The 18503-nt window shown below is 61.1% G+C and carries 17 protein-coding genes and 1 pseudogene; 9 read left to right on the top strand and 9 right to left on the bottom strand.

Annotation, left to right across the window (positions count from 1 at the left end; genetic code table 11):
- The first annotated feature begins 9 nt into the window (after positions 1-9).
- The 8 genes and pseudogenes from BMY68_RS15700 to BMY68_RS15725 all read left to right on the top strand — a co-directional run bounded on the left by BMY68_RS15700 (position 10) and on the right by BMY68_RS15725 (position 7172).
- Positions 10-2370 (top strand): type VI secretion system Vgr family protein, encoded by a 2361-nt coding sequence (locus BMY68_RS15700; protein WP_085532821.1) that lies wholly within the window; start codon positions 10-12, stop codon positions 2368-2370.
- Positions 2371-2382: 12 nt separating this feature from the next.
- A complete protein-coding gene (locus BMY68_RS15705) occupies positions 2383-4569 on the top strand; it encodes a phospholipase D-like domain-containing protein (protein WP_085532823.1) in 2187 nt (728 codons plus the stop codon).
- A gap of 43 nt (positions 4570-4612) precedes the next feature.
- Positions 4613-5422 (top strand): tetratricopeptide repeat protein, encoded by an 810-nt coding sequence (locus BMY68_RS15710; protein ID WP_085533185.1) that lies wholly within the window; start codon positions 4613-4615, stop codon positions 5420-5422.
- A complete protein-coding gene (locus BMY68_RS30130; RefSeq protein ID WP_239694097.1) occupies positions 5412-5663 on the top strand; it encodes a hypothetical protein in 252 nt (83 codons plus the stop codon). The genes BMY68_RS15710 and BMY68_RS30130 overlap by 11 nt, the downstream gene beginning before the upstream one ends.
- A 54-nt stretch (positions 5664-5717) precedes the next feature.
- A pseudogene (locus BMY68_RS30315) lies at positions 5718-5831 on the top strand (sel1 repeat family protein); the annotation flags it as partial.
- Between the two features lie 222 nt (positions 5832-6053).
- Positions 6054-6275, top strand: coding sequence for a hypothetical protein (locus BMY68_RS30135; RefSeq protein ID WP_239694098.1), 222 nt, complete (start codon positions 6054-6056; stop codon positions 6273-6275).
- A 103-nt stretch (positions 6276-6378) separates the two neighbouring features.
- Entirely contained in the window at positions 6379-6588 is a 210-nt protein-coding gene (locus BMY68_RS15720; protein ID WP_062824231.1) for a hypothetical protein, read from the top strand.
- Positions 6589-6788: 200 nt separating this feature from the next.
- Complete coding sequence (locus tag BMY68_RS15725; protein ID WP_009046193.1) at positions 6789-7172, top strand: hypothetical protein; 384 nt, start codon at positions 6789-6791, stop codon at positions 7170-7172.
- A 75-nt stretch (positions 7173-7247) separates the two neighbouring features.
- On the opposite strand, the gene BMY68_RS15730 is transcribed toward BMY68_RS15725, so the two are convergent.
- From BMY68_RS15730 to exbB, 6 genes are all read right to left on the bottom strand, one after another.
- Positions 7248-8648, bottom strand: a complete 1401-nt coding sequence (locus tag BMY68_RS15730) for an aminoacyl-tRNA deacylase and HDOD domain-containing protein (RefSeq protein WP_085532825.1) — start codon at positions 8646-8648, stop codon at positions 7248-7250.
- A 78-nt stretch (positions 8649-8726) separates the two neighbouring features.
- The gene (recG, locus tag BMY68_RS15735) at positions 8727-10802 is read right to left on the bottom strand and encodes an ATP-dependent DNA helicase RecG (RefSeq protein WP_085532827.1); all 2076 of its coding nucleotides are present in this window, start codon (positions 10800-10802) and stop codon (positions 8727-8729) included.
- Between the two features lie 9 nt (positions 10803-10811).
- A complete protein-coding gene (locus tag BMY68_RS15740) occupies positions 10812-11732 on the bottom strand; it encodes a hydrogen peroxide-inducible genes activator (RefSeq protein WP_007921147.1) in 921 nt (306 codons plus the stop codon).
- A gap of 169 nt (positions 11733-11901) precedes the next feature.
- Positions 11902-12648, bottom strand: coding sequence for an energy transducer TonB family protein (locus BMY68_RS15745; RefSeq protein WP_007921144.1), 747 nt, complete (start codon positions 12646-12648; stop codon positions 11902-11904).
- Entirely contained in the window at positions 12645-13073 is a 429-nt protein-coding gene (gene exbD, locus BMY68_RS15750) for a TonB system transport protein ExbD (protein ID WP_007921142.1), read from the bottom strand. Before exbD ends, BMY68_RS15745 begins: the two co-directional genes overlap by 4 nt.
- A 6-nt stretch (positions 13074-13079) precedes the next feature.
- Positions 13080-14066, bottom strand: coding sequence for a tonB-system energizer ExbB (exbB, locus tag BMY68_RS15755; RefSeq protein WP_062824235.1), 987 nt, complete (start codon positions 14064-14066; stop codon positions 13080-13082).
- A gap of 187 nt (positions 14067-14253) precedes the next feature.
- On the opposite strand from exbB, the gene BMY68_RS15760 reads away from it, so the two are divergent.
- Complete coding sequence (locus tag BMY68_RS15760; protein ID WP_085532829.1) at positions 14254-15111, top strand: SDR family oxidoreductase; 858 nt, start codon at positions 14254-14256, stop codon at positions 15109-15111.
- Between the two features lie 50 nt (positions 15112-15161).
- On the opposite strand, the gene BMY68_RS15765 is transcribed toward BMY68_RS15760, so the two are convergent.
- Genes BMY68_RS15765 through spoT form a run of 3 tightly spaced genes read right to left on the bottom strand, consistent with a single transcriptional unit; the run spans position 15162 to position 18480 of the window.
- Entirely contained in the window at positions 15162-15902 is a 741-nt protein-coding gene (locus tag BMY68_RS15765) for a putative periplasmic lipoprotein (RefSeq protein ID WP_007921135.1), read from the bottom strand.
- Between the two features lie 55 nt (positions 15903-15957).
- On the bottom strand, positions 15958-16338 hold the full coding sequence (locus BMY68_RS15770) for a RidA family protein (RefSeq protein WP_007921133.1): 381 nt from the start codon (positions 16336-16338) through the stop codon (positions 15958-15960).
- A gap of 36 nt (positions 16339-16374) precedes the next feature.
- Positions 16375-18480, bottom strand: a complete 2106-nt coding sequence (spoT, locus tag BMY68_RS15775; protein ID WP_007921131.1) for a bifunctional GTP diphosphokinase/guanosine-3',5'-bis pyrophosphate 3'-pyrophosphohydrolase — start codon at positions 18478-18480, stop codon at positions 16375-16377.
- Positions 18481-18503: the final 23 nt, after the last annotated feature.

An 18503-nucleotide genomic window follows, 5' to 3' on the forward strand; every position in this document is an offset into this window, starting at 1 on the left:
GAGCAAGCTATGTTCAATCCTTCCAATGAAACCCACTTCAGCCTGACGGTCGACGACTTCCAGGGTGACTTGCAGGTGCTGTCTTTCGAGGGGATCGAAGGCATCAGCCAGCCGTTCCGGTTCGATCTGGAGCTGGTCAGCGAGAACCCCGACCTGGACCTGGAGACCCTGCTGCACAAGCAGGCTTTTCTCGCCTTCGATCCGCAAGGCAGTGGCATCCACGGGCAGATCTACCGCGTGGCCCAGGGCGATGCCGGCAAGCGCCTGACCCGCTACCAGGTGTCGCTGGTACCGCAGCTGGCCTACCTCGAACACCGCACCAACCAGCGCATCTACCAGCAGCTGTCGGCGCCGAAGATCATCGCCCTGATCCTCGAAGAGCACGGCATCCAGGGCAACGCTTACCAGTTCCAGCTCGGCACCCCGTGCCCGGACCGCGACTACTGCGTGCAGTACGACGAGACCGACCTGCACTTCATCCAGCGCCTGTGCGAAGAGGAAGGCCTGCATTACCACTTCCAGCACAGCCCGCAGGGCCACCTGCTGGTGTTCGGCGACGACCAGACCGTGTTCCCCAAGCTCGGCCAGCCCACCGCCTATATCCAGGGCAGTGGCATGGTCGCCGACGAGCCGGTGATCAAGGGTTTCAACCTGCGCCTGGAGACCCGCACCCGCCGTACTACTCGACGCGATTACGACTTCGAGAAGCCGCGCCTGCAACTGGAGGCCGCCTATAAACCCGAGGCTGAAAGCGAAGAACCGGACCTGGAAGACTACGACTACCCGGGGCGTTTCACCGACCGCGCGCGCGGCAAGTTCCTCAGCCAGCGCGCCCTCGAACGCCACCGCGCCGACTACCAGCAGGCCGAAGGCTGGGGCGACCAGACGCGACTGGTCAGCGGCCATTTCCTGGAACTGTCCGAGCACCCGCGCAGCGAGTGGAACGACCTGTGGCTGCTGACCCACATCGTTCATGAAGGCAAGCAGCCGCAGGTGCTGGAAGAGTCGGTGACCAGCGACACCACCGACAACAAGGACGACTTCCACCAGGGCTACCGTAACCGCTTCCTCGCCACACCCTGGCAGGTGTTCTTCCGCCCGGCCCTGAACCATCCGAAACCCCGCGTCCTCGGCAGCCAGACCGCGGTGGTCACCGGACCCAAGGGCGAAGAAATCCACTGCGATCAGTACGGCCGGGTCAAGGTGCAATTCCACTGGGACCGCGAAGGCAAAGCCGACGACAAGACCAGCTGCTGGCTACGCGTGTCCTCCAGCTGGGCCGGCGACCGCTACGGCGCCCTCGTCATCCCGCGCATCGGCATGGAAGTGCTGGTGACCTTCCTCGAAGGCGACCCCGACCAGCCGCTGATCACCGGCTGCCTGTACCACAAGGAACATCCGGTGCCTTACGCCCTGCCGGCGAACAAGACCCGCACGGTGTTCAAGTCCATGAGTTCACCGGGTGGCGCCGGCTACAACGAACTGCGCATCGAAGACAAAAAAGGCGCCGAACAGATCTTCATCCACGCCCAGCGCGACTGGGATGAAAACATCGAGCACGACCAGAAAATCCGCATCGGCCACGAACGCCACGACACGGTGGAAAAGAACACCTACACCGAACTCAAGGCCGAAGAACATCGGATCACCCACGCCGACCGCAAGACCGAAACCAAGGTGGACGACCACCTGACCGTCGGCGAAAACCAGCACATCAAACTCGGCACCGCCCAGCTGACCAAAGCCGGCCAGGAAATCCACCTCAAGGCCGGCGCCAAGATGGTGATCGAGGCGGGCAGCGAACTGACGATCAAGGCCGGGGGCAGTTTTATCAAACTCGATGCCGGCGGCGTCACGGTGGTGGGGCCGGTGGTGAAGATCAATGCGGGGGGCTCGCCGGGGAGTGGTACCGGGATCGGCATTCTGATGCCGGGCCTACCGGGCGCGGCCGATGCGGACAAGGCTGGCAGCCTGATGGAGGAAGCATTGGCCAACCCGGCGAAAGAAACCGTGCCGGGTCAGCTGTGCATTCGTATTTCCCCGTTGCCCAACATGCCGGGGTATCCGGATGAGCCTTATCAGCTCTACGCCGATGGTGCACTTATCGACAAAGGCTTCAGCGACGAGAAGGGCAATGTGCTTTTCCAGCATATTCCCGGTACCCGCAACTATTCGGTGGAAACGGTGAACGGACACCGTTTCAACCTGGATATGAGCGAAACCTCGAGCGAACAGACGCGCCAACGCAGTGAGCGCTTGGGGCGTGAGGGATACCGCGACTTCCCGGGCGCAGCTGCCTCTCTGGAGGCGTTGAGCAGCAGTGAGGCGTTCCGCCAATTGTGGGCGGATCAAAGCGAGCAGAAAGAGTAAAGGAAGCACTCCATGACATACCTCGATCAGAAACTGTCGATCTCGCTTGAAGAAAGCGCCGCAACCCTGACCTCGGATTGGTTCGCCCACAAGAACAATCCGCTAAGCCCGCCACGCCCGGCAGGCAACGTAGTGACGCCGCTGGTGTGTGGCGAGGAGGCCTTTGAAAAGGTCTATGACTGCATCCTGAACGCTACGAAAAGCATCGATCTCATCAGTTGGGGCTTCGACCCGGGGATGCGCCTCAACCGGGCTTCGACCGATAGCCTCAGCCTGGGGGACTTGCTTAAGCTGAAGGCCAGCGATGGCGTTGAGGTGCGGGTGCTGATCTGGAACAACCGACTGGCCCAGCTCGGCGAAAACTCGGTTATCGGCGAGGGCTGGAGTGGCAGGGGCGGAACATCGATGGGTTCCGGAATGACTGCGGGCAAGCCGGCTGACACCAGCGCCCTGGGTGAAAAACGGAAAAAGCTCCTGGAAGAACAGCAGCAGGAGCAGGCACGCCTGGAAAAACTTCCGGCAAACGACGAGGCCGGCCGACGAGCCACGCGCGACCGTCTGATCGACATCCAGCAAAGCCTGGATGCCCTGGACAGCGGCTACGTCAAGGGTCGTGATTCGGGAGGGACGGTCCAGGACCCGAACGAACAGGTCAAGACCCGCAATTGGTATCGCTGGGTCCACAGCGGTGAAGCCCGCAATATCGAGTTTCGTACGCGGGACTTCAAACTCGTAGGAGAGTTGACCTACGACGATCAAAATGGCCTGCGCATGCATTGGGGGCGTCTTGCCATCCTGTGGCGACTGCTCAAGGACGAGTCTCACGATGTGCCCTTCATGCAGATGCTGGCCCTGAGCCTATTTCCCAGCCATCACCAGAAAACCCTGGTGGTCGACTACATGGACCCGCAAAAAGCGAAAGGTCTTGTGATGGGCCACAACCTGCAGCGCAACTACTGGGACACCACCGCCCACGCCTACGACGATGCAGCCGGCAAGCGCGATCTGGGCTTCGGCCCCTGGCAGGACCTTTCCCTATTTGTACGCGGCCCGGTGCTATTCGACCTCAATCACAACTTCTGCAATGCCTGGGACAAAAGCAGCAGCTGGATACGCCGCGTGTTCAAGGGCACCCTGAACCACGAGCGTTCGTCGATCAAACCGCTGAGCCTGATTCGTGACGGTGGAGAGCCCGCGCAGATTTGCCGGACTCAACCGGAAGAAGGCCCGGAAAAAACCATTCTCGAGGTATATGAAAAGGCCCTGGGCAATGTGCATCAGTACGCCTATATCGAGAACCAATACTTCCGCTACAAACCGCTGGCCGAACGCCTGAAGAAAGTTGCCGCCGACTACGTCGCTGCCGGCAAACAACAGAACTTGCACCTGTTCGTGGTCACCAACAACCCGGAGAGTGGGCATTTCTCTAGTTCCACCTACGAGATGCTCGACACCCTTGGCCAGGGCGAACTGATGCCCCTGGCCCACCGCGACCTGCTCTACGATCAACGCCAGCTTGCCTACCGCCAGCGCGAACTGAAGGCCCGTGACGAATCGCCGACACGCGATCAGGAGCTGGCCAAGGTACAGACGCAAATGCATGAGCAGGGTATCGATCCGAGTCGCGCCGATGAACTCCTGGCCATGGACCCCAACAAACACTACAACCAGGCCGCGGCTCGCGAACTGGAGCCGGAGATGCTGCCGCCCAAGGGGTTGAAAATCATTGTCGCGACTCTGGTCAGTTGCAAGGACGGCGGCGAAACCGCTACTCCCAAGACGCGCGAGCAGCGCCAGACCGAACGCGATATCACCGAACATCTCGGCCCGGAACAAGGAATGGCGCAGTACAAGTCCATCTATGTACACAGCAAGCTGCTGCTGGTGGACGACCTGTTTTTCACCCTGGGCTCCGCCAACATCAACGAGCGCAGCCTGAACTCCGACTCCGAACTGAATATCGCCATGCCAAGCCCGCAAACCACCCGGACCTGGCGGGAGCGGTTGTGGGGGATGCATTCGGGGAATGAAGTAAGCTCAGAAAAGCCTACGCTAATTAAAAATATTGAAAAAGATTATAGAAACTGGGAACAGGTGATAGATGACAACTGGAAAAACCAGAAAGGAAATCTACCACTAAATGGAAATCTAGTTCGATTCTGGGATTTGGTGACGCCTTATGCAACGGCCGTTGATTAATTTAATATTTTTATTACTCGCCCTACTCTTCGGAAACACTGCCATGGCTTACGAATTTAAGTGCGCACATGAAAAAGATACTGCCCCGCCTCTGGATCAGCAAGCAGATCAATGGTTCAAGCAAGCTCGTTCTATAAGTAAAGAGCGCTTACCTGACTGGGCGAAAATAGCACAACTCTACCAGCAGGCTGTAGAGAGAAACCACTGGAAGGCGATGCACAATCTTGCAGAGCTGTATTTGCGTGGTGACGGGGTAAAAAAAGACACCAACAAGGCCATCGACCTATATATGCAGATGGTTAAACTGGAAGTGCCGCTGGGATACTACGACATGAGTGTGATGACACAGCGGGGCATAGGCGTAGTTCAATCTGACAAAGATGCCATGATGTTCCTGCTTAGGTCAGGAGATTTAGGTAGCCCTCTTGCTCAGACTAGGCTAGGAAACATATATATATATGAGATCAAGAAAACCAAGCTTGGAGTAGATTATTTGCGCTGCGCCGCCCACCAAGATGATGCAAAAGCAAACTACGAACTAGCTGCTTATTACAAAATAGTAGACAAGAACTTCCCTGTCGCCATGCACTACTACCAGCGATCGGCAGCCCTTGGCGATATCAAAGGAGCATTGTTTGTCGAAAACACTTTCACAAAAGGTGATCTTGGCTACCCTAAAAACATGAAGATCGCAGCTGACTATAGCCATATATATGATCAGCTTTCTGAAAATCCAGAACTCCGCTTTCCAAAAATAGTTAAAGACTACCCGCTTCCACCCCACCCCATTCAGGGTTATCACGCCGACAAAGACATTAATTGGAAACCTACCGGACGTGATGATGACTATTAAAGCACTGCTGGCTGTTGTGCTATTGGGCAGCAGTGGTTTTTCCATGGCATATGATTTCAAGTGTGTTCATGAAAAAGACACTGCTCCGCCCTTGGACCAGCAAGCAGATGAATGGTTTAAACAAGCTCGGGTGCTTAGTAAAGAACGTCCGGCCGACTGGAGCAAAGTGGCCAGCCTGTATCAGCAGGCTGTAGAAAAGAACCATTGGAAAGCGATGCACAATTTTGCAGAGCTATATTAACGTGGTGATGGGGTTGCTAAGGATACGAACAAGGCGATTGATTTATACCTGAAAATGATACAGCTGCAAGCTCCTCTGGGTTACTACGATATGAGTGTAATGACACAAAGAGGGGTTGGTATTGTGCAATCAGACAGGAGCGCTGTGCAGTTCTTGATTAGGGCTGCAGATTTGGGAAGTCCTCAAGCTCAAACCAGAATCGGATATATCTATATATACGATAGGAGGAAGGATGCTGTAGGGCTTGGGTACTTGAAGTGCGCGGAGAGACAGGGTTATGCGGACGCAGCTTATAAGTTGGGGTCTTATTATGAGGTTGTGGATGAGAACTATCCTGTCTCCATGCATTATTATCAGAGAACTGCAGCTCTAGGTGAGCGGAAAGGTGCCATGGAAATAGAAGATGTATTTCAAAATGGTAAGTTTTCTTATAATAAAGACAAGAAGACTGAAGATGCATACTACAAAGTGTCCAGGGAGCTAGCCAACAATCCAGACTTGCGCTTCCCCAATCTGGCCAAAGACCACCCACTGCCACCGAACCCTGTGCAGGGCTATCACGCCGATAAAGACATCAACTGGAGACCAACCGGACGTGATGACGACTATTAAGAGAAAGCCAATAGCGAGAAACATCCCGAAAAAATAGCTTCAACGAGCCTATGCGAAGTATCAACGCGCGACTTATGGGCCATCCCGATGAAGGAGCCGCACAATGCATAAAATATTCACGGTACTGGCGATCGTGCTGCTAGCGATCTCGATACTCAGCGCTTTGCTCGGGCTGGCTGGCATTGCTAGTGGGGCAAGCGGCAGTGGGGGCATTTCCGATTCCGTTGACGTTGCGTTCCTGATTGCCAAAGTGCTGCTCGCCTTGAGCCTGTTGTCTGGAGTGCTGGCTATTGCCTGGCCGAGGAGTGGATGAGGATCAGGTTTCAGGATTCACAGGGCTATAAGCGGACCGCTTCTCGCCAGATTTGTAAGGTTGCTGGTAAATGAGTGTGACTTGGCGGTCATCATCACCAATAACGCGCTCATCTTCACTTAACATTGCATAACTGTGGCGTTCCCCTCCGAAGCCGCTACACTGCGTCAGCCGTTCATTTTTCCTTTGGGGCTTTGCGCATGAAATTTCGTTTTCTTCTGTGGATGCTGGGGCTGTTGATGGGCAAGGCCAGCCGGACCAATCCTGCGTTCCAGCAGCAGTTGGGTGACAAGGCGCTGGTGTTTCAGCTGCAGACGCTGGACGGCAAGGTGGCGCGGCATTTTTTGGTGAAGGATCAGCGGATTACCAGCAAATCGGGGGTGCATCCCGAGCCGGCATTTGCCATTGCCTTTAAAGACGCGGCCTATGGTTTTGCCACGATGCAGGCGAAGAACAAGCAATTGGCCTTTATGACCGGAATCCAGGACAAGTCGATCCAGATCAAGGGCAACCCGGCGCTGGTGATCTGGTTCCAGGGGCTGACCAAGTACCTGAAGCCGAAGAAGGCCAAGCCGAAGGCTTGAAGGCGAGCGGTATACCAGCCGGAAGATGATCGCGGGCAAGCCTCGCTCCTACGGGAGCGGGGCTTTTTTCTGGGGTCAGTGCTGGCTGAATTGCGAGGCCAGTTCGCGCAGCAGCACTTCGGCTTCGAGGACTTTGCTGACCACGTCTTCGGCTTTGTCGCGGGACAGGCCGAGGCGTTCGAGCAGGGCGTCAGGGATGTCTTCGACAGGGCCGGAGCCGATGCCGCGGCTGCGCAGCAGGCGCACGGCCAGGCACACCAGATTCGGGTATTCGGCGTAGGCGCCGTCGTAGCTCGGGTCGTGCTGGAAGCGCAGGGCGGTGGATAACTCGTCCGGCATGTCCCAGTAGCGCATCAGCCAGGCGCCGATCTGTTCGCGGCTGATGCCCAGCAGGTGCTGTTCGACGTAGCTGTGGCACAGGTGCGGGTTGACCTCCAGGTGGCGGCAGATCAGCGAGAAGTGCGGCGGGAAGACGTGGGCCAGCAGCAGGTAGCCGAAGTTGTGCAGCAGGCCGGCGAGGTAGGTCAGGCCGGCTTCCGGGCGCTGGGCACGCGGCATGGCGCGGGTCAGGCCTTCGATGACGGCGGCGGTATAGATCGACTGCTGCCAGTACGGCGTGCTGTGTTGCGGGTGGTCCTTGGGCAGGCTCAGGGTCTTGCCCAGGGCCAGGCCCAGCGCCAGGTTGATCACCAGGTCGAAGCCCAGCACGCGGACGATGGCGTCTTCCACCGAGCGGATCTTGCCTGGCGAGGCGTAGTAGGGCGAAGCCGCCCAGCTCACCACTTGCGCGGCCAGGGCCGGGTCGGTTTCCACCACGCCGGTGATGTCGTCGATGGTGGCGTTGGGGTCGACCCGCAGTTTGATGATCTTCTGCGCGGTTTCGGCCAGCGGCGGAATCTCGATGGTCGCTTCCAGGCGTTGCTGGATGCGCCGGGCGGTGAAGGCCTGCATCGCCTGGGTGATTTCCTCGCGGTCGTCGTCCGGACGGTCGAGGTTCGGGCGGATGCTGCTCAGGGCCTCGCCGAAGTTGCCGGCGCTGGCCTTGCTCAGCATGCTCTTGAAGGCGTCGCTGGTGATTTCCAGCAGCAGGCCCGGCTCACCGGAGTTGATCAGCAGGGTCGGCTCGCGCAGCAGGCTTTCTTCATACAGGCAGGGCGAGCTGGTGAGCGCCGGCAGGCCGGGCAGCAGGCTCAGGTTGTGTTTGCCGAGCATGCGCTCCAGGCGTTCCGTGGAGACGGCGGTCAGGCGGCGGCCGGTCAGTTCGGCGAGGCGATTGAGGTCCAGCAACTGGCTCTGTGGGAACAGCACCATCAGCGCGCCGACGGCGTCGTCCAGCAGGACGGCTTGTACCTTGCGCGCGGCCGGCAGGCCAGGATGGTCGAGGACTTCCGTGAAGCCGATGTCCAGCTTGCCGAGCAGCAACCGGATTACAGACGGAGCGTGCGGGGCTGCGGTGGCGAGGGCAACTTCTGTCATGGTCTGTATCCGTTTTCAAACAATTTCAGGAGTATAACCAGCTTGATCGGGGCGTTCGCCCCTTAACTGAGACGCTGCTCACACTTGGCCGTATTGCTGCCCGTGGCGCAGCCAGCGTTCCAGCAGCGGGCTGACATGGTGCGGCCAGCGCTCCAGCAAGGCCTGGGCGGCATCGCGCACGGCCGGCAGCAGGTCGGCATCGCGCATCAGGTCGGCGACCTTGAATTGCAGCAGGCCAGTCTGGCGGGTGCCGAGCATCTCACCGGGGCCGCGCAGTTCCAGGTCCTTTTCGGCGATGACAAAACCGTCGTTGGTTTCGCGCATGATGCCCAGGCGCTGGCGGCCGATCTGCGACAAGGGAGGATGGTAGAGCATGACGCAATGGCTGGCGGCGCTGCCCCGACCAACGCGACCGCGCAGCTGGTGCAGCTGGGCCAGGCCCAGGCGCTCGGGGTTCTCGATGATCATCAGGCTGGCGTTGGGCACATCGACGCCGACTTCGATCACGGTGGTGGCCACCAGCAGCTGCAACTCACCGGCTTTGAACTGGCTCATGACCTCGGCCTTTTCCGTCGGCTTCATGCGCCCGTGGATCAGGCCGACCCGCAGTTCGCCCAGGGCGCTGCTCAGGTCTTCGTAAGTGGTTTGCGCGGCCTGGCAGGTCAGCTCTTCGGATTCCTCGATCAGCGTGCACACCCAATAGGCCTGGCGCCCTTCGGCGCAGGCGGCGCGCACCCGCTCGATGACTTCGACGCGCCGCGAGTCGGTCACCAGCACGGTGTTCACCGGCGTACGGCCAGGGGGCAGTTCGTCGAGGATCGAGGTGTCCAGGTCGGCGTAGGCACTCATCGCCAGGGTCCGTGGAATCGGCGTGGCGGTCATGATCAGTTGGTGCGGGCACAGGCGTCCGCCCACGCCTTTCTGGCGCAGGGCCAGGCGCTGCTGCACGCCGAAGCGGTGTTGTTCGTCGATGATCACCAGCGCCAGGTTCTTGAACTGCACTTCGTCCTGGAACAGCGCGTGGGTGCCGACCACCATTGGTGCCCCGGCGGCGATCTGTTCCAGGGCGGCTGTGCGGTTCTTGCCCTTGAGCTTGCCGGCCAGCCAGGCGACTTCCAGCCCCAGCGGTTCGAGCCAGCGCTTGAAGGTGATGAAGTGCTGCTCGGCGAGGATCTCGGTGGGTGCCATCAGCGCCACCTGATAGCCAGCCTCCAACGCCTGCAGGGCGGCGAGGGCGGCGACCACGGTCTTGCCGGCCCCTACGTCGCCCTGGATCAGCCGCAGCATCGGCTCGGGCTGGCTGAGGTCGTAGGCAATCTCGTTGCCGACCCGCTGTTGCGCGCCGGTGGGCGCAAAGCCGAGGTTCTTCAGGTACAGCGCCGGCAGCCGGGTGGCCTTGGGCAGCGCCGGAGCGAGTTGCGAGCGCAGGCTTTCGCGCAGACGCTGCTGGGACAGCTGATGGGTCAGCAGTTCTTCGAACGCCAGGCGATGCTGGGCCCAATGGTGACCCAGGGCCAGTTCGTCGACATCGGCGTCGGCCGGCGGGTGATGCAGGTAACGAATCGCATCGTCCAGCGGCGCCAGCTGGTAATCCCGCGCCAGCTCTTGCGGCAGCCAGTCCGGCAGGCTGCGCGGGCCGAGCAGGGCCAGGCTCTGCTGGCACAGCATGCGCAGGCGCTGCTGGGTCAGGCCTTCGGTGAGCGGGTAGATGGGGGTCAGGGTCTGGTCCACGGGCGGCGGTTCATCGCCGCTGATGGCACGGTATTCCGGGTGGTAGATTTCCAACCCCGACGCGCCTGGGCGGGCTTCGCCATAACAGCGCACGCGGGTGCCACGCTTGAGGCCTTCCTTCTGCGCGTTGCTGAAATGGTAGAAGCGCAGGCTGAGCCCGCCGGTGCCGTCCTGCAGGCGCACCAGCAGGCTGCGGCGCTTGCCCATCACCACGTCGGCGCCGCTGACGGTGCCTTCGATCACCGCGTCCTGCCCGGGGCGCAGCGCGCCGATCGGTACTACGCGGGTGCGGTCCTGATAGCGCAGGGGCAGGTGGAACAATACGTCCTGCAGGTTCTCCAGGCCGACCTTGGCCAGCTTCTCGGCCATGGCTTCGCCGACGCCCTTGAGTGCCGTGACCGGCACGTTCGACAGCTCAGTCATCGCGACGGCTTAGCTCGCGGCAGGCGGCTTGGCCACCGAACACAGGCGGATCGAGTCGGCGAGGATCTCGATGGCTTTCGGCCGCGGGAAGCTGGCGCGCCAGGCGATCGCCACGGTGCGGAACGGCACGGGCGCGGTCAGCGGCCGCACTTCGATCACGCCCGGAGCGTAGTGATGGCTGTCCACCGCCGAGAGCGGCAGGATCGAGACGCCAAGGCCGGAAGCGACCATATGGCGGATGGTTTCCAAGGAGCTGGATTCCACCGTGGTGTGCTTGGCGCCGTCGTTGCCCTTGGTCAGGGTCGGGCAGGCTTCCAGGACCTGATCGCGGAAGCAGTGGCCTTCGCCCAGCAGCAACAGGCTCTTGTCGTTGAGCAGGTTGGCGTCGATGGTCTCTTTCTGGGTCCAGGGGTGGGTGCTGGGCATCAGCACGTAGAACGGTTCGTCGTACAGCGGCAGGGTCAGCACGTCGGCTTCGTTGAACGGCAGGGCGATGATGATCGCATCCAGTTCGCCGTTGCGCAGCTTGTCGCGCAGCACGTGGGTGAAGTTCTCTTCGATATACAACGGCATCTGCGGGGCGACCCGGTGCAGTTGCGGGATCAGGTGCGGGAACAGGTACGGGCCGACGGTGTAGATCGCGCCGACCTTCAGCGGGGCGGTCAGCTGGTTCTTGCCGGCCTGGGCCAGTTCGCGAATGCCCTGGGCCTGTTCGAGGACCTTTTGCGCCTGGGCGACAATGCCTTCGCCGACCGGCGTCAGACGTACCGCACTCTTGCTGCGCTCGAAAATCAGCACACCGAGTTCGTCTTCAAGCTTCTTCACGCCCACCGACAGGGTCGGCTGGCTGACATGGCAACGCTCGGCCGCGTGGCCGAAGTGCTGCTCTTGGGCGAGGGTAACGATGTAGCGTAATTCAGTAAGAGTCATAGCGGACGTCCATGAGGTTGCGGGCCAAGCATACCGGCTGCAATCGATAGACGCACGTTATCAGACTCAATGCTCGCTGTGACACCGGGCAATGCATGCCGGTCATGCCTGGAAAAGCAAAAAGGCACCTTGGGGTGCCTTTTTGCTGGGGATTGCCTGGGCATCATGCTCAGCGGCGACGTTTCTCCAGGGAGTAGACGAAGGGCGCGACAATCTCGATCGAGCCGTTGTTGAGCATGTCCGCCGGTGGCTTGGGCAGCGGCTGGGCGCGGCGGATCATTTCCAGGGTGGCCCGGTCCAGATCGGCGTTGCCCGAGCGTCCTACCAGTTCATAGGACAGCACGTTGCCTTGGGCGTCGACCACGAAGCGCAGCCGGTTCAGGCCTTCCTTGCCGCGTGCCTGGGCACCCGGCGGGTACTTCTTGTACTTGGCCAGGTGCGCCAGCAGCGTGCCTTGCCAGCTTTCCTTGGCGGCGATCTGCGCCGGCGACGGGCCCGGAGCAGGTGCCGAGGACGGTGCCGCGGTGGGCGTCGGCGGAGCGTCGCTAGGCTTCTCTTCGCTCGGCTTTTCCTTCGGCGGTTCCGGCTTTTTCTCCACCGGTTTGGGCGGTTGCGGCTTGGGCTTGGGTTTGACCGGCTTGGGCACGGAAATCGTCGGCTTCGGCGCTTCCGCGAGTTTGGGCAGCGGCAGCTCTTCGACCGGAGCCGGCGGCTGCGGTGGCGTCACGACCTTGGGCGGCGCGGGAGGAGGCGGTGCCGGAAGCGGCGCCAGCTCGACCATCATCGCCTGGGGTGGCAGCTCGACCGGCATGGGGGAGCTCCAGTTGAGCGCGAGCAGGATCGCGACCGCATGGACCCCCAGTACGATGGCCAGGCTACCGCTGTAACGCGTCAGTTTTTGGCGCGTCGTGATCATTTCTTGGTAGCCGTCTCAAGTCCGACCAGGCCGACCTTCAGGTATCCGGCGGCCCGCAGGGCATCCATCACGCTCATCAGGTCGCCGTAATCCACGCCTTTGTCGGCCTGGAAGAAGATCGTCGTGTCTTTTTTGCCCTGGGTCTTGGCGTCGAGGGTGGCGCCGAGGGCTTCGGCCTTCACTTCGTCGTCGCCGAGGTACAGGCGTTGGTCGGCCTTGACGCTGAGAAACACCGGTTTCTCGGGGCGTGGTGCCGGTTTGGCCGTCGAGGCCGGGAGGTCGACCTTGATGTCCACGGTAGCCAGCGGCGCCGCGACCATGAAGATGATCAACAGCACCAGCATCACGTCGATGAACGGCGTGACGTTGATTTCGTGGTTTTCGGCGAGATCGTCTTCTGCGCCTTCTTTCAAATGCAGGCCCATGGCGGATTACCCTACTTTGGCCACATGAGGTTGCGCAGAGCGCTCGGCGGTCGGCAGGTGATCGAGATCACGGCTGACCAGCAGCAGGACTTCTGCGGAAGCGTCGGAGACCTGGGCCTTGTAGCCGGCGATGGAGCGGGCGAAGACGTTGTAGATGACCACCGCCGGAATGGCTGCGACCAGACCCAGGGCGGTTGCCAGCAGGGCTTCGGCGATACCGGGGGCGACAACGGCGAGGTTGGTGGTCTGGGTTTTGGCGATACCGATGAAGCTGTTCATGATGCCCCACACGGTACCGAACAGGCCGACGAAGGGCGCGGTGGAACCGATGGTGGCGAGCACGCCGGTGCCGCTGCTCATGTTGCGGCCGCAGGCGGCTACCAGGCGCTCGAGGCGGAAGCTGACGCGCTCCTTGATGCCTTCTTTCTCGCGGCTGTTGGCCGACAGGCGCATTTCTTCCAGGGCGTCGTGGACCAGCAGGTTGGCCAGGGTGCCTTCTTTGGCGGCGGTGACGCTGGCTTCCTTGAGGGTGGTGGCCTTTTTCAGGTTGAGGATTTCACCGCGCAGGCGACGCTTGGCGCCCATCAGCTCGAAGCCTTTGGCGATCCAGATGGTCCAGGTGATGATCGAGGCGATGGCCAGGCCGATCATCACCAGCTTCACGATGATGTCGGCGTTCTGGTACATGCCCCACGGGGACAGGTCGTGGGCCATGCCCAGGGAGTTGTCCGCTTCGAGGACTTCAGGTGCATCGCCGGCTGGTTCGCCTTCGGCAGGTGCCGGCGCTGCAGCGACCGGAGTGGCTACCGGCGCCGTGGCGTCGGCCGGCGCGTGGGCTGCCGCAGGTGTCGCGGCGCCAGCCGGGGCCTGCTCATCGGCGAAGGCCGCGGTCGGTGCCAGCAGCAGGCTGAACAGCAACGCTGCGGCCGCGCTCATGGCGCGCAGCGGGCTTGGGCGTTGGGTTGGCGAAGCGGAGAATTGATTGCGTGTCATGCTGGCCGGACCTGAGAGGGAAAAGGGTAAGTGTCCTTCTAGGCCTCGCAGGGCCGAGAACAAATGGGCCGTCATTATTGCAACTAATTCTTGTTAACAGAAGTAATAGAGTATCTTTTTTTCTTTGATTGCTAGCCGCTCGTCCATTGCCGACGCTAGTCTGTGCCTTTCTGATAGGAGTTTTCTGATGTCCGCCCCTTCTGTTCTGATCGCTGGCTGCGGTGATGTCGGCAGCCGTCTGGCGAAGCAACTGCTGGCTGAAAACTGGCAGGTCTACGGCCTGCGGCGCACGGTTGCGCAATTGCCGGAAGGGGTGATCGGCGTGGCGGGCGATCTTTTCAGTGAGCAGTGTCCGCCAGCCTGGCCCACCTCGTCGCTGGATTACCTGGTGTACAGCGCGGCCGCCACCGAGCATGACGAGGCGGGCTATCGTGCGGCCTATGTCGAGGGGTTGACCCATGTCCTGGGCTGGCTCAAGCAGAACGGGCAGTCGCCGAAACGCCTGCTGTTCGTTTCCAGCAGCAGCGTATACGGGCAGAAAGGCGGCGAGTGGATCGACGAGACCTCGCCGGCCCAGGCCGACGGCTATTCCGGGCGACTGATGCTCGAGGCCGAGCAAGTGGCCTTGCAGAGTGGCATTCCAGCCAGCCTGGTGCGGTTGACCGGGATTTACGGCCCGGGGCGGGAATGGCTGTTGAATCAGGTGCGTCAGGGTTATCGCGTCGCCATCGATCCACCGCTGTATGGCAACCGCATTCATGCCGACGATGCCGCGGGGTTGCTGGCCTTCCTGTTGCAGGCCGATCGGCGCGGCGTGGTGCTCGAGGATTGCTATATCGGGGTCGACGATGCACCGGTGCCTTTGGCCGAGGTGGTGGGCTGGCTACGGGAGTACCTGGGCGTGACCGAGTGGGCGGACAGCTCGAGCGTGCGGCGTTCCGGCAGCAAGCGCTGCAGCAATGCCCGCGCCAGGGCCCTGGGCTGGGCGCCGCGTTATTCGAGTTTTCGCGAGGGGTATGCGCAGATTATCGAAGGGCAGGGCTGAGCCGCATCATGGATAAAGAAAAAGGAGCCTTTCGGCTCCTTTTTGCTGGATCACTGTTTTTCCAGTAGCCACTGGCGCGTACCCGGGGTGAGGGAAGGTACCTCGTTCGCCTGGGAGGCGTTGATGGGCTGGAAGATCTCCAGTTGCTTGCCGTTGCGCGCAAAGATCCACGGGTTGCCCTGGCCGTTGAGCTGCAGCCACAGGTTGTCGTAGCCGCCGCTCATCGAGGCGCAGTCGCCGGCGAGGCACAGTGCGTAGCGATCGGCGCCCGGCAGGCCCATGACCTGGCCGTTGGACTGGAACAGCACGGTGCCGCCTTCGCCCGGGCCGTTGACGATTTTCCATTCGCCGCCCAGGTAAGCCGAGTACAGGGCGCGCTCGAAGTTGGCGCCCAGTGGCGCGCCTTCCGGGGCCGGGTCCTTGGGACGATCGAAGACCTGCTCCGGCTCGTTGTCGTTGGCTTCTTGCAGCAGCTGTTTGCCGTCGCGTTTCAATTCGCTGGCGGAGCTGCCGTAGAAATCGATTTTCCAGGCGCCGGACTCTTCAGCCAGCACCTTGCCTTCGACGTTTTCGAAGCCGTTGGTGTAGCGCGCCTGGCTGGCCTTGGTGTTGACGTCCCATTCCAGGTTCGGGCCGTAGCCTTGCAGGGCTTCGCGCAGCGGTCCGCCTTTGGCGGCGGCGTCGATGGCGACCTGGTTGATCCAGGTACCACTGATGTCACGGTCGGCGGGATCGCTGGCGCAGCCACCGAGGAACAGGGCGCACAACGAGAGGGCTAGCGCTTTGCGCATGAGGAAATCCTTTCAGAACGGAGGCGGCGCGGCCTGGGTAGCCGCGCCGGACGTGTTACTCGATGACCAGGATGGCATCCATTTCAACCTGCGCGCCTTTTGGCAGGGCGGCAACGCCGATGGCGGCGCGGGCAGGGTAAGGCTGCTGGAAGTACTTGCCCATGATCTCGTTGACCTTGGCGAAGTGGCTCAGGTCGGTGAGGAAGATGTTGAGTTTGACGATGTCCTTGAACGAACCACCGGCGGCCTCGGCCACGGACTTGAGGTTCTCGAATACCTGGACGGTCTGGGCTTCGAAGCCTTCCACCAGTTCCATGGTCTTTGGATCGAGCGGGATCTGGCCGGACATGTAGACGGTGTTGCCTGCCTTGATCGCCTGGGAATAGGTGCCGATCGCGGCGGGTGCCTTGTCGCTGGTGATAACGGTCTTGGTCATGAATGACTCCTTGTAATGGGCGGGCTATATAGCGAGCTATGCACGCATGCGAGTGATGCGAATGACCCCGGTCAGGGCGCGCAGTTTCTTGATCACGCGAGCCAGGTGCACGCGGTCGTGCACGCTGACCACCAGTTGGACCACGCTGATGCGACCATCCCGTTCGTCCATGCTGATTTTCTCGATATTGCCGTCGGCCGCGTTGACGCTGCTGGCCAGCAGGGCGATCAGGCCGCGCTGGTGCTCCAGCTCGACGCGCAGCTCGACGTTGAATTCGCCGGTGACATCCTTGGCCCACGAAAGCTGGATGCATTTTTCCGGGTTGTGGCGGATTTCGCTGATGTTGCGGCAGTTGTCCAGGTGCACCACCATCCCTTTGCCTGCGGACAGGTGGCCGACAATCGGGTCGCCCGGGATCGGCGTGCAGCACTTGGCATAGCTCAGGACCAGGCCTTCGGTGCCGCGAATGGCCAGCGGACCTTCCGGGCTTGGCAGCTGTTCGCCTTCGCCGAGCAGGCGGCGGGCGACCACATAAGCCATGCGATTGCCCAGGCCGATGTCTTCCAGCAGGTCTTCGATCAGCTCCAGGCGGTACTCGGTGAGCATCGCTTGCACGCGTTCGGCGGGGATCTTTTCCAGCGCGCTGTCGAAACCGTTGAGCACCTTGTTCAGCAGGCGTTCGCCCAGGCTGATGGACTCGGAGCGGCGTTGCAGTTTCAGTGCATGGCGGATGTGGGTGCGAGCCTTGCCGGTGACCACGAAGTTGAGCCAGGCCGGGTTGGGCCGTGCGCCCGGGGCACTGACGATTTCCACGGTGGAGCCGCTTTGCAGCGGTTCGGACAGCGGCGCCAGGCGGCGATTGATCCGACAGGCGATGCAGCTGTTGCCGACGTCAGTGTGTACCGCATAGGCGAAGTCCACTGCGGTGGAGCCTTTGGGTAGCTCCATGATCCGGCCTTTCGGCGTGAACACGTAGACCTCGTCCGGGAACAGGTCGATCTTCACGCTTTCGATGAATTCCAGGGAGTTGCCGGCGCGTTGCTGCATCTCCAGCACGCCCTTGACCCACTGGCGAGCCCGGGCGTGGGTGCCCTTCGGCTGCTCGTCGCCGCTGGATTTGTACAGCCAGTGGGCGGCGATGCCGTTGTTGGCCATCTCTTCCATTTCGCGGGTGCGGATCTGGATCTCGATCGGCACGCCGTGCATGCCGAACAGCGTGGTGTGCAGCGACTGGTAGCCGTTGGCCTTGGGAATCGCGATGTAATCCTTGAAGCGACCTGGCAGCGGCTTGTACAGGTTGTGTACGGCACCGAGCACGCGGTAGCAGGTGTCGACCTTGTCGACGATGATCCGGAACGCGTAGACGTCCATGATCTCGTTGAAGGCCCGGCGTTTGCCGCGCATCTTTTTATAGATGCCATACAAGTGCTTCTGGCGGCCGCTGACCTCGCCCTGGATGCCATCGATGGCCAGGCAGTGGCTCAGGGATTCTTCGATCTTGTTGACGATTTCCTTGCGGTTGCCCCGGGCGCGCTTGACCGCCTGGTAGATCCGTGCGGAACGCATCGGATGCATGGCCTTGAAACCGAGGTCTTCGAATTCGATGCGGATGCTGTGCATGCCCAGGCGGTTGGCGATGGGCGCATAGATCTCCAGGGTTTCCTTGGCGATCCGCCGGCGTTTTTCGCCGGACAGCACTTCCAGGGTGCGCATGTTGTGCAGGCGGTCGGCCAGCTTGACCAGGATCACGCGAATGTCGCGCGCCATGGCCATGGCCATCTTCTGGAAGTTTTCCGCTTGGGCTTCGGCCTTGGTCTCGAAATTCATCTGGGTCAGTTTGCTGACCCCGTCGACCAGTTCGGCCACGGTTTCACCAAACTGCGCTTGCAGCGCTTCCTTGGCGATACCGGTGTCTTCGATCACGTCATGCAGCATGGCCGCCATCAGGCTCTGATGGTCCATATGCATGTCGGCGAGAATGTTTGCGACCGCTAACGGGTGCGTGACGTACGCCTCGCCGCTGCGACGGCGCTGACCGTCATGGGCTTGTTCGGCGTAGAAATACGCTCGGCGGACCAGATTGACCTGGTCCGTGCCGAGATAGGTCGATAAGCGATCGGCGAGGGCGTCTATGCTCGGCATGATGACTCCTGCCGTAAGCTGTG

The organism is Pseudomonas sp. NFACC41-3 (assembly GCF_900109505.1).
GTDB lineage: Bacteria > Pseudomonadota > Gammaproteobacteria > Pseudomonadales > Pseudomonadaceae > Aquipseudomonas > Aquipseudomonas chlororaphis.

Excerpts from the sequence above, each read along its gene's own strand:
- BMY68_RS15745 (WP_007921144.1), bottom strand. The coding sequence starts at position 12,648 with ATGATCACGACGCGCCAAAAACTGACGCGTTACAGCGGTAGCCTGGCC.
- BMY68_RS15705 (WP_085532823.1), top strand. The coding sequence starts at position 2,383 with ATGACATACCTCGATCAGAAACTGTCGATCTCGCTTGAAGAAAGCGCC.
- BMY68_RS15765 (WP_007921135.1), bottom strand. The coding sequence starts at position 15,902 with ATGCGCAAAGCGCTAGCCCTCTCGTTGTGCGCCCTGTTCCTCGGTGGC.
- BMY68_RS15770 (WP_007921133.1), bottom strand. The coding sequence starts at position 16,338 with ATGACCAAGACCGTTATCACCAGCGACAAGGCACCCGCCGCGATCGGC.
- BMY68_RS30135 (WP_239694098.1), top strand. The coding sequence starts at position 6,054 with ATGGAAATAGAAGATGTATTTCAAAATGGTAAGTTTTCTTATAATAAA.
- BMY68_RS15725 (WP_009046193.1), top strand. The coding sequence starts at position 6,789 with ATGAAATTTCGTTTTCTTCTGTGGATGCTGGGGCTGTTGATGGGCAAG.
- BMY68_RS15710 (WP_085533185.1), top strand. The coding sequence starts at position 4,613 with ATGGCTTACGAATTTAAGTGCGCACATGAAAAAGATACTGCCCCGCCT.
- BMY68_RS15740 (WP_007921147.1), bottom strand. The coding sequence starts at position 11,732 with ATGACTCTTACTGAATTACGCTACATCGTTACCCTCGCCCAAGAGCAG.
- recG (WP_085532827.1), bottom strand. The coding sequence starts at position 10,802 with ATGACTGAGCTGTCGAACGTGCCGGTCACGGCACTCAAGGGCGTCGGC.
- BMY68_RS15720 (WP_062824231.1), top strand. The coding sequence starts at position 6,379 with ATGCATAAAATATTCACGGTACTGGCGATCGTGCTGCTAGCGATCTCG.
- spoT (WP_007921131.1), bottom strand. The coding sequence starts at position 18,480 with ATGCCGAGCATAGACGCCCTCGCCGATCGCTTATCGACCTATCTCGGC.
- BMY68_RS15700 (WP_085532821.1), top strand. The coding sequence starts at position 10 with ATGTTCAATCCTTCCAATGAAACCCACTTCAGCCTGACGGTCGACGAC.
- BMY68_RS30130 (WP_239694097.1), top strand. The coding sequence starts at position 5,412 with ATGACTATTAAAGCACTGCTGGCTGTTGTGCTATTGGGCAGCAGTGGT.
- exbB (WP_062824235.1), bottom strand. The coding sequence starts at position 14,066 with ATGACACGCAATCAATTCTCCGCTTCGCCAACCCAACGCCCAAGCCCG.
- exbD (WP_007921142.1), bottom strand. The coding sequence starts at position 13,073 with ATGGGCCTGCATTTGAAAGAAGGCGCAGAAGACGATCTCGCCGAAAAC.
- BMY68_RS15730 (WP_085532825.1), bottom strand. The coding sequence starts at position 8,648 with ATGACAGAAGTTGCCCTCGCCACCGCAGCCCCGCACGCTCCGTCTGTA.
- BMY68_RS15760 (WP_085532829.1), top strand. The coding sequence starts at position 14,254 with ATGTCCGCCCCTTCTGTTCTGATCGCTGGCTGCGGTGATGTCGGCAGC.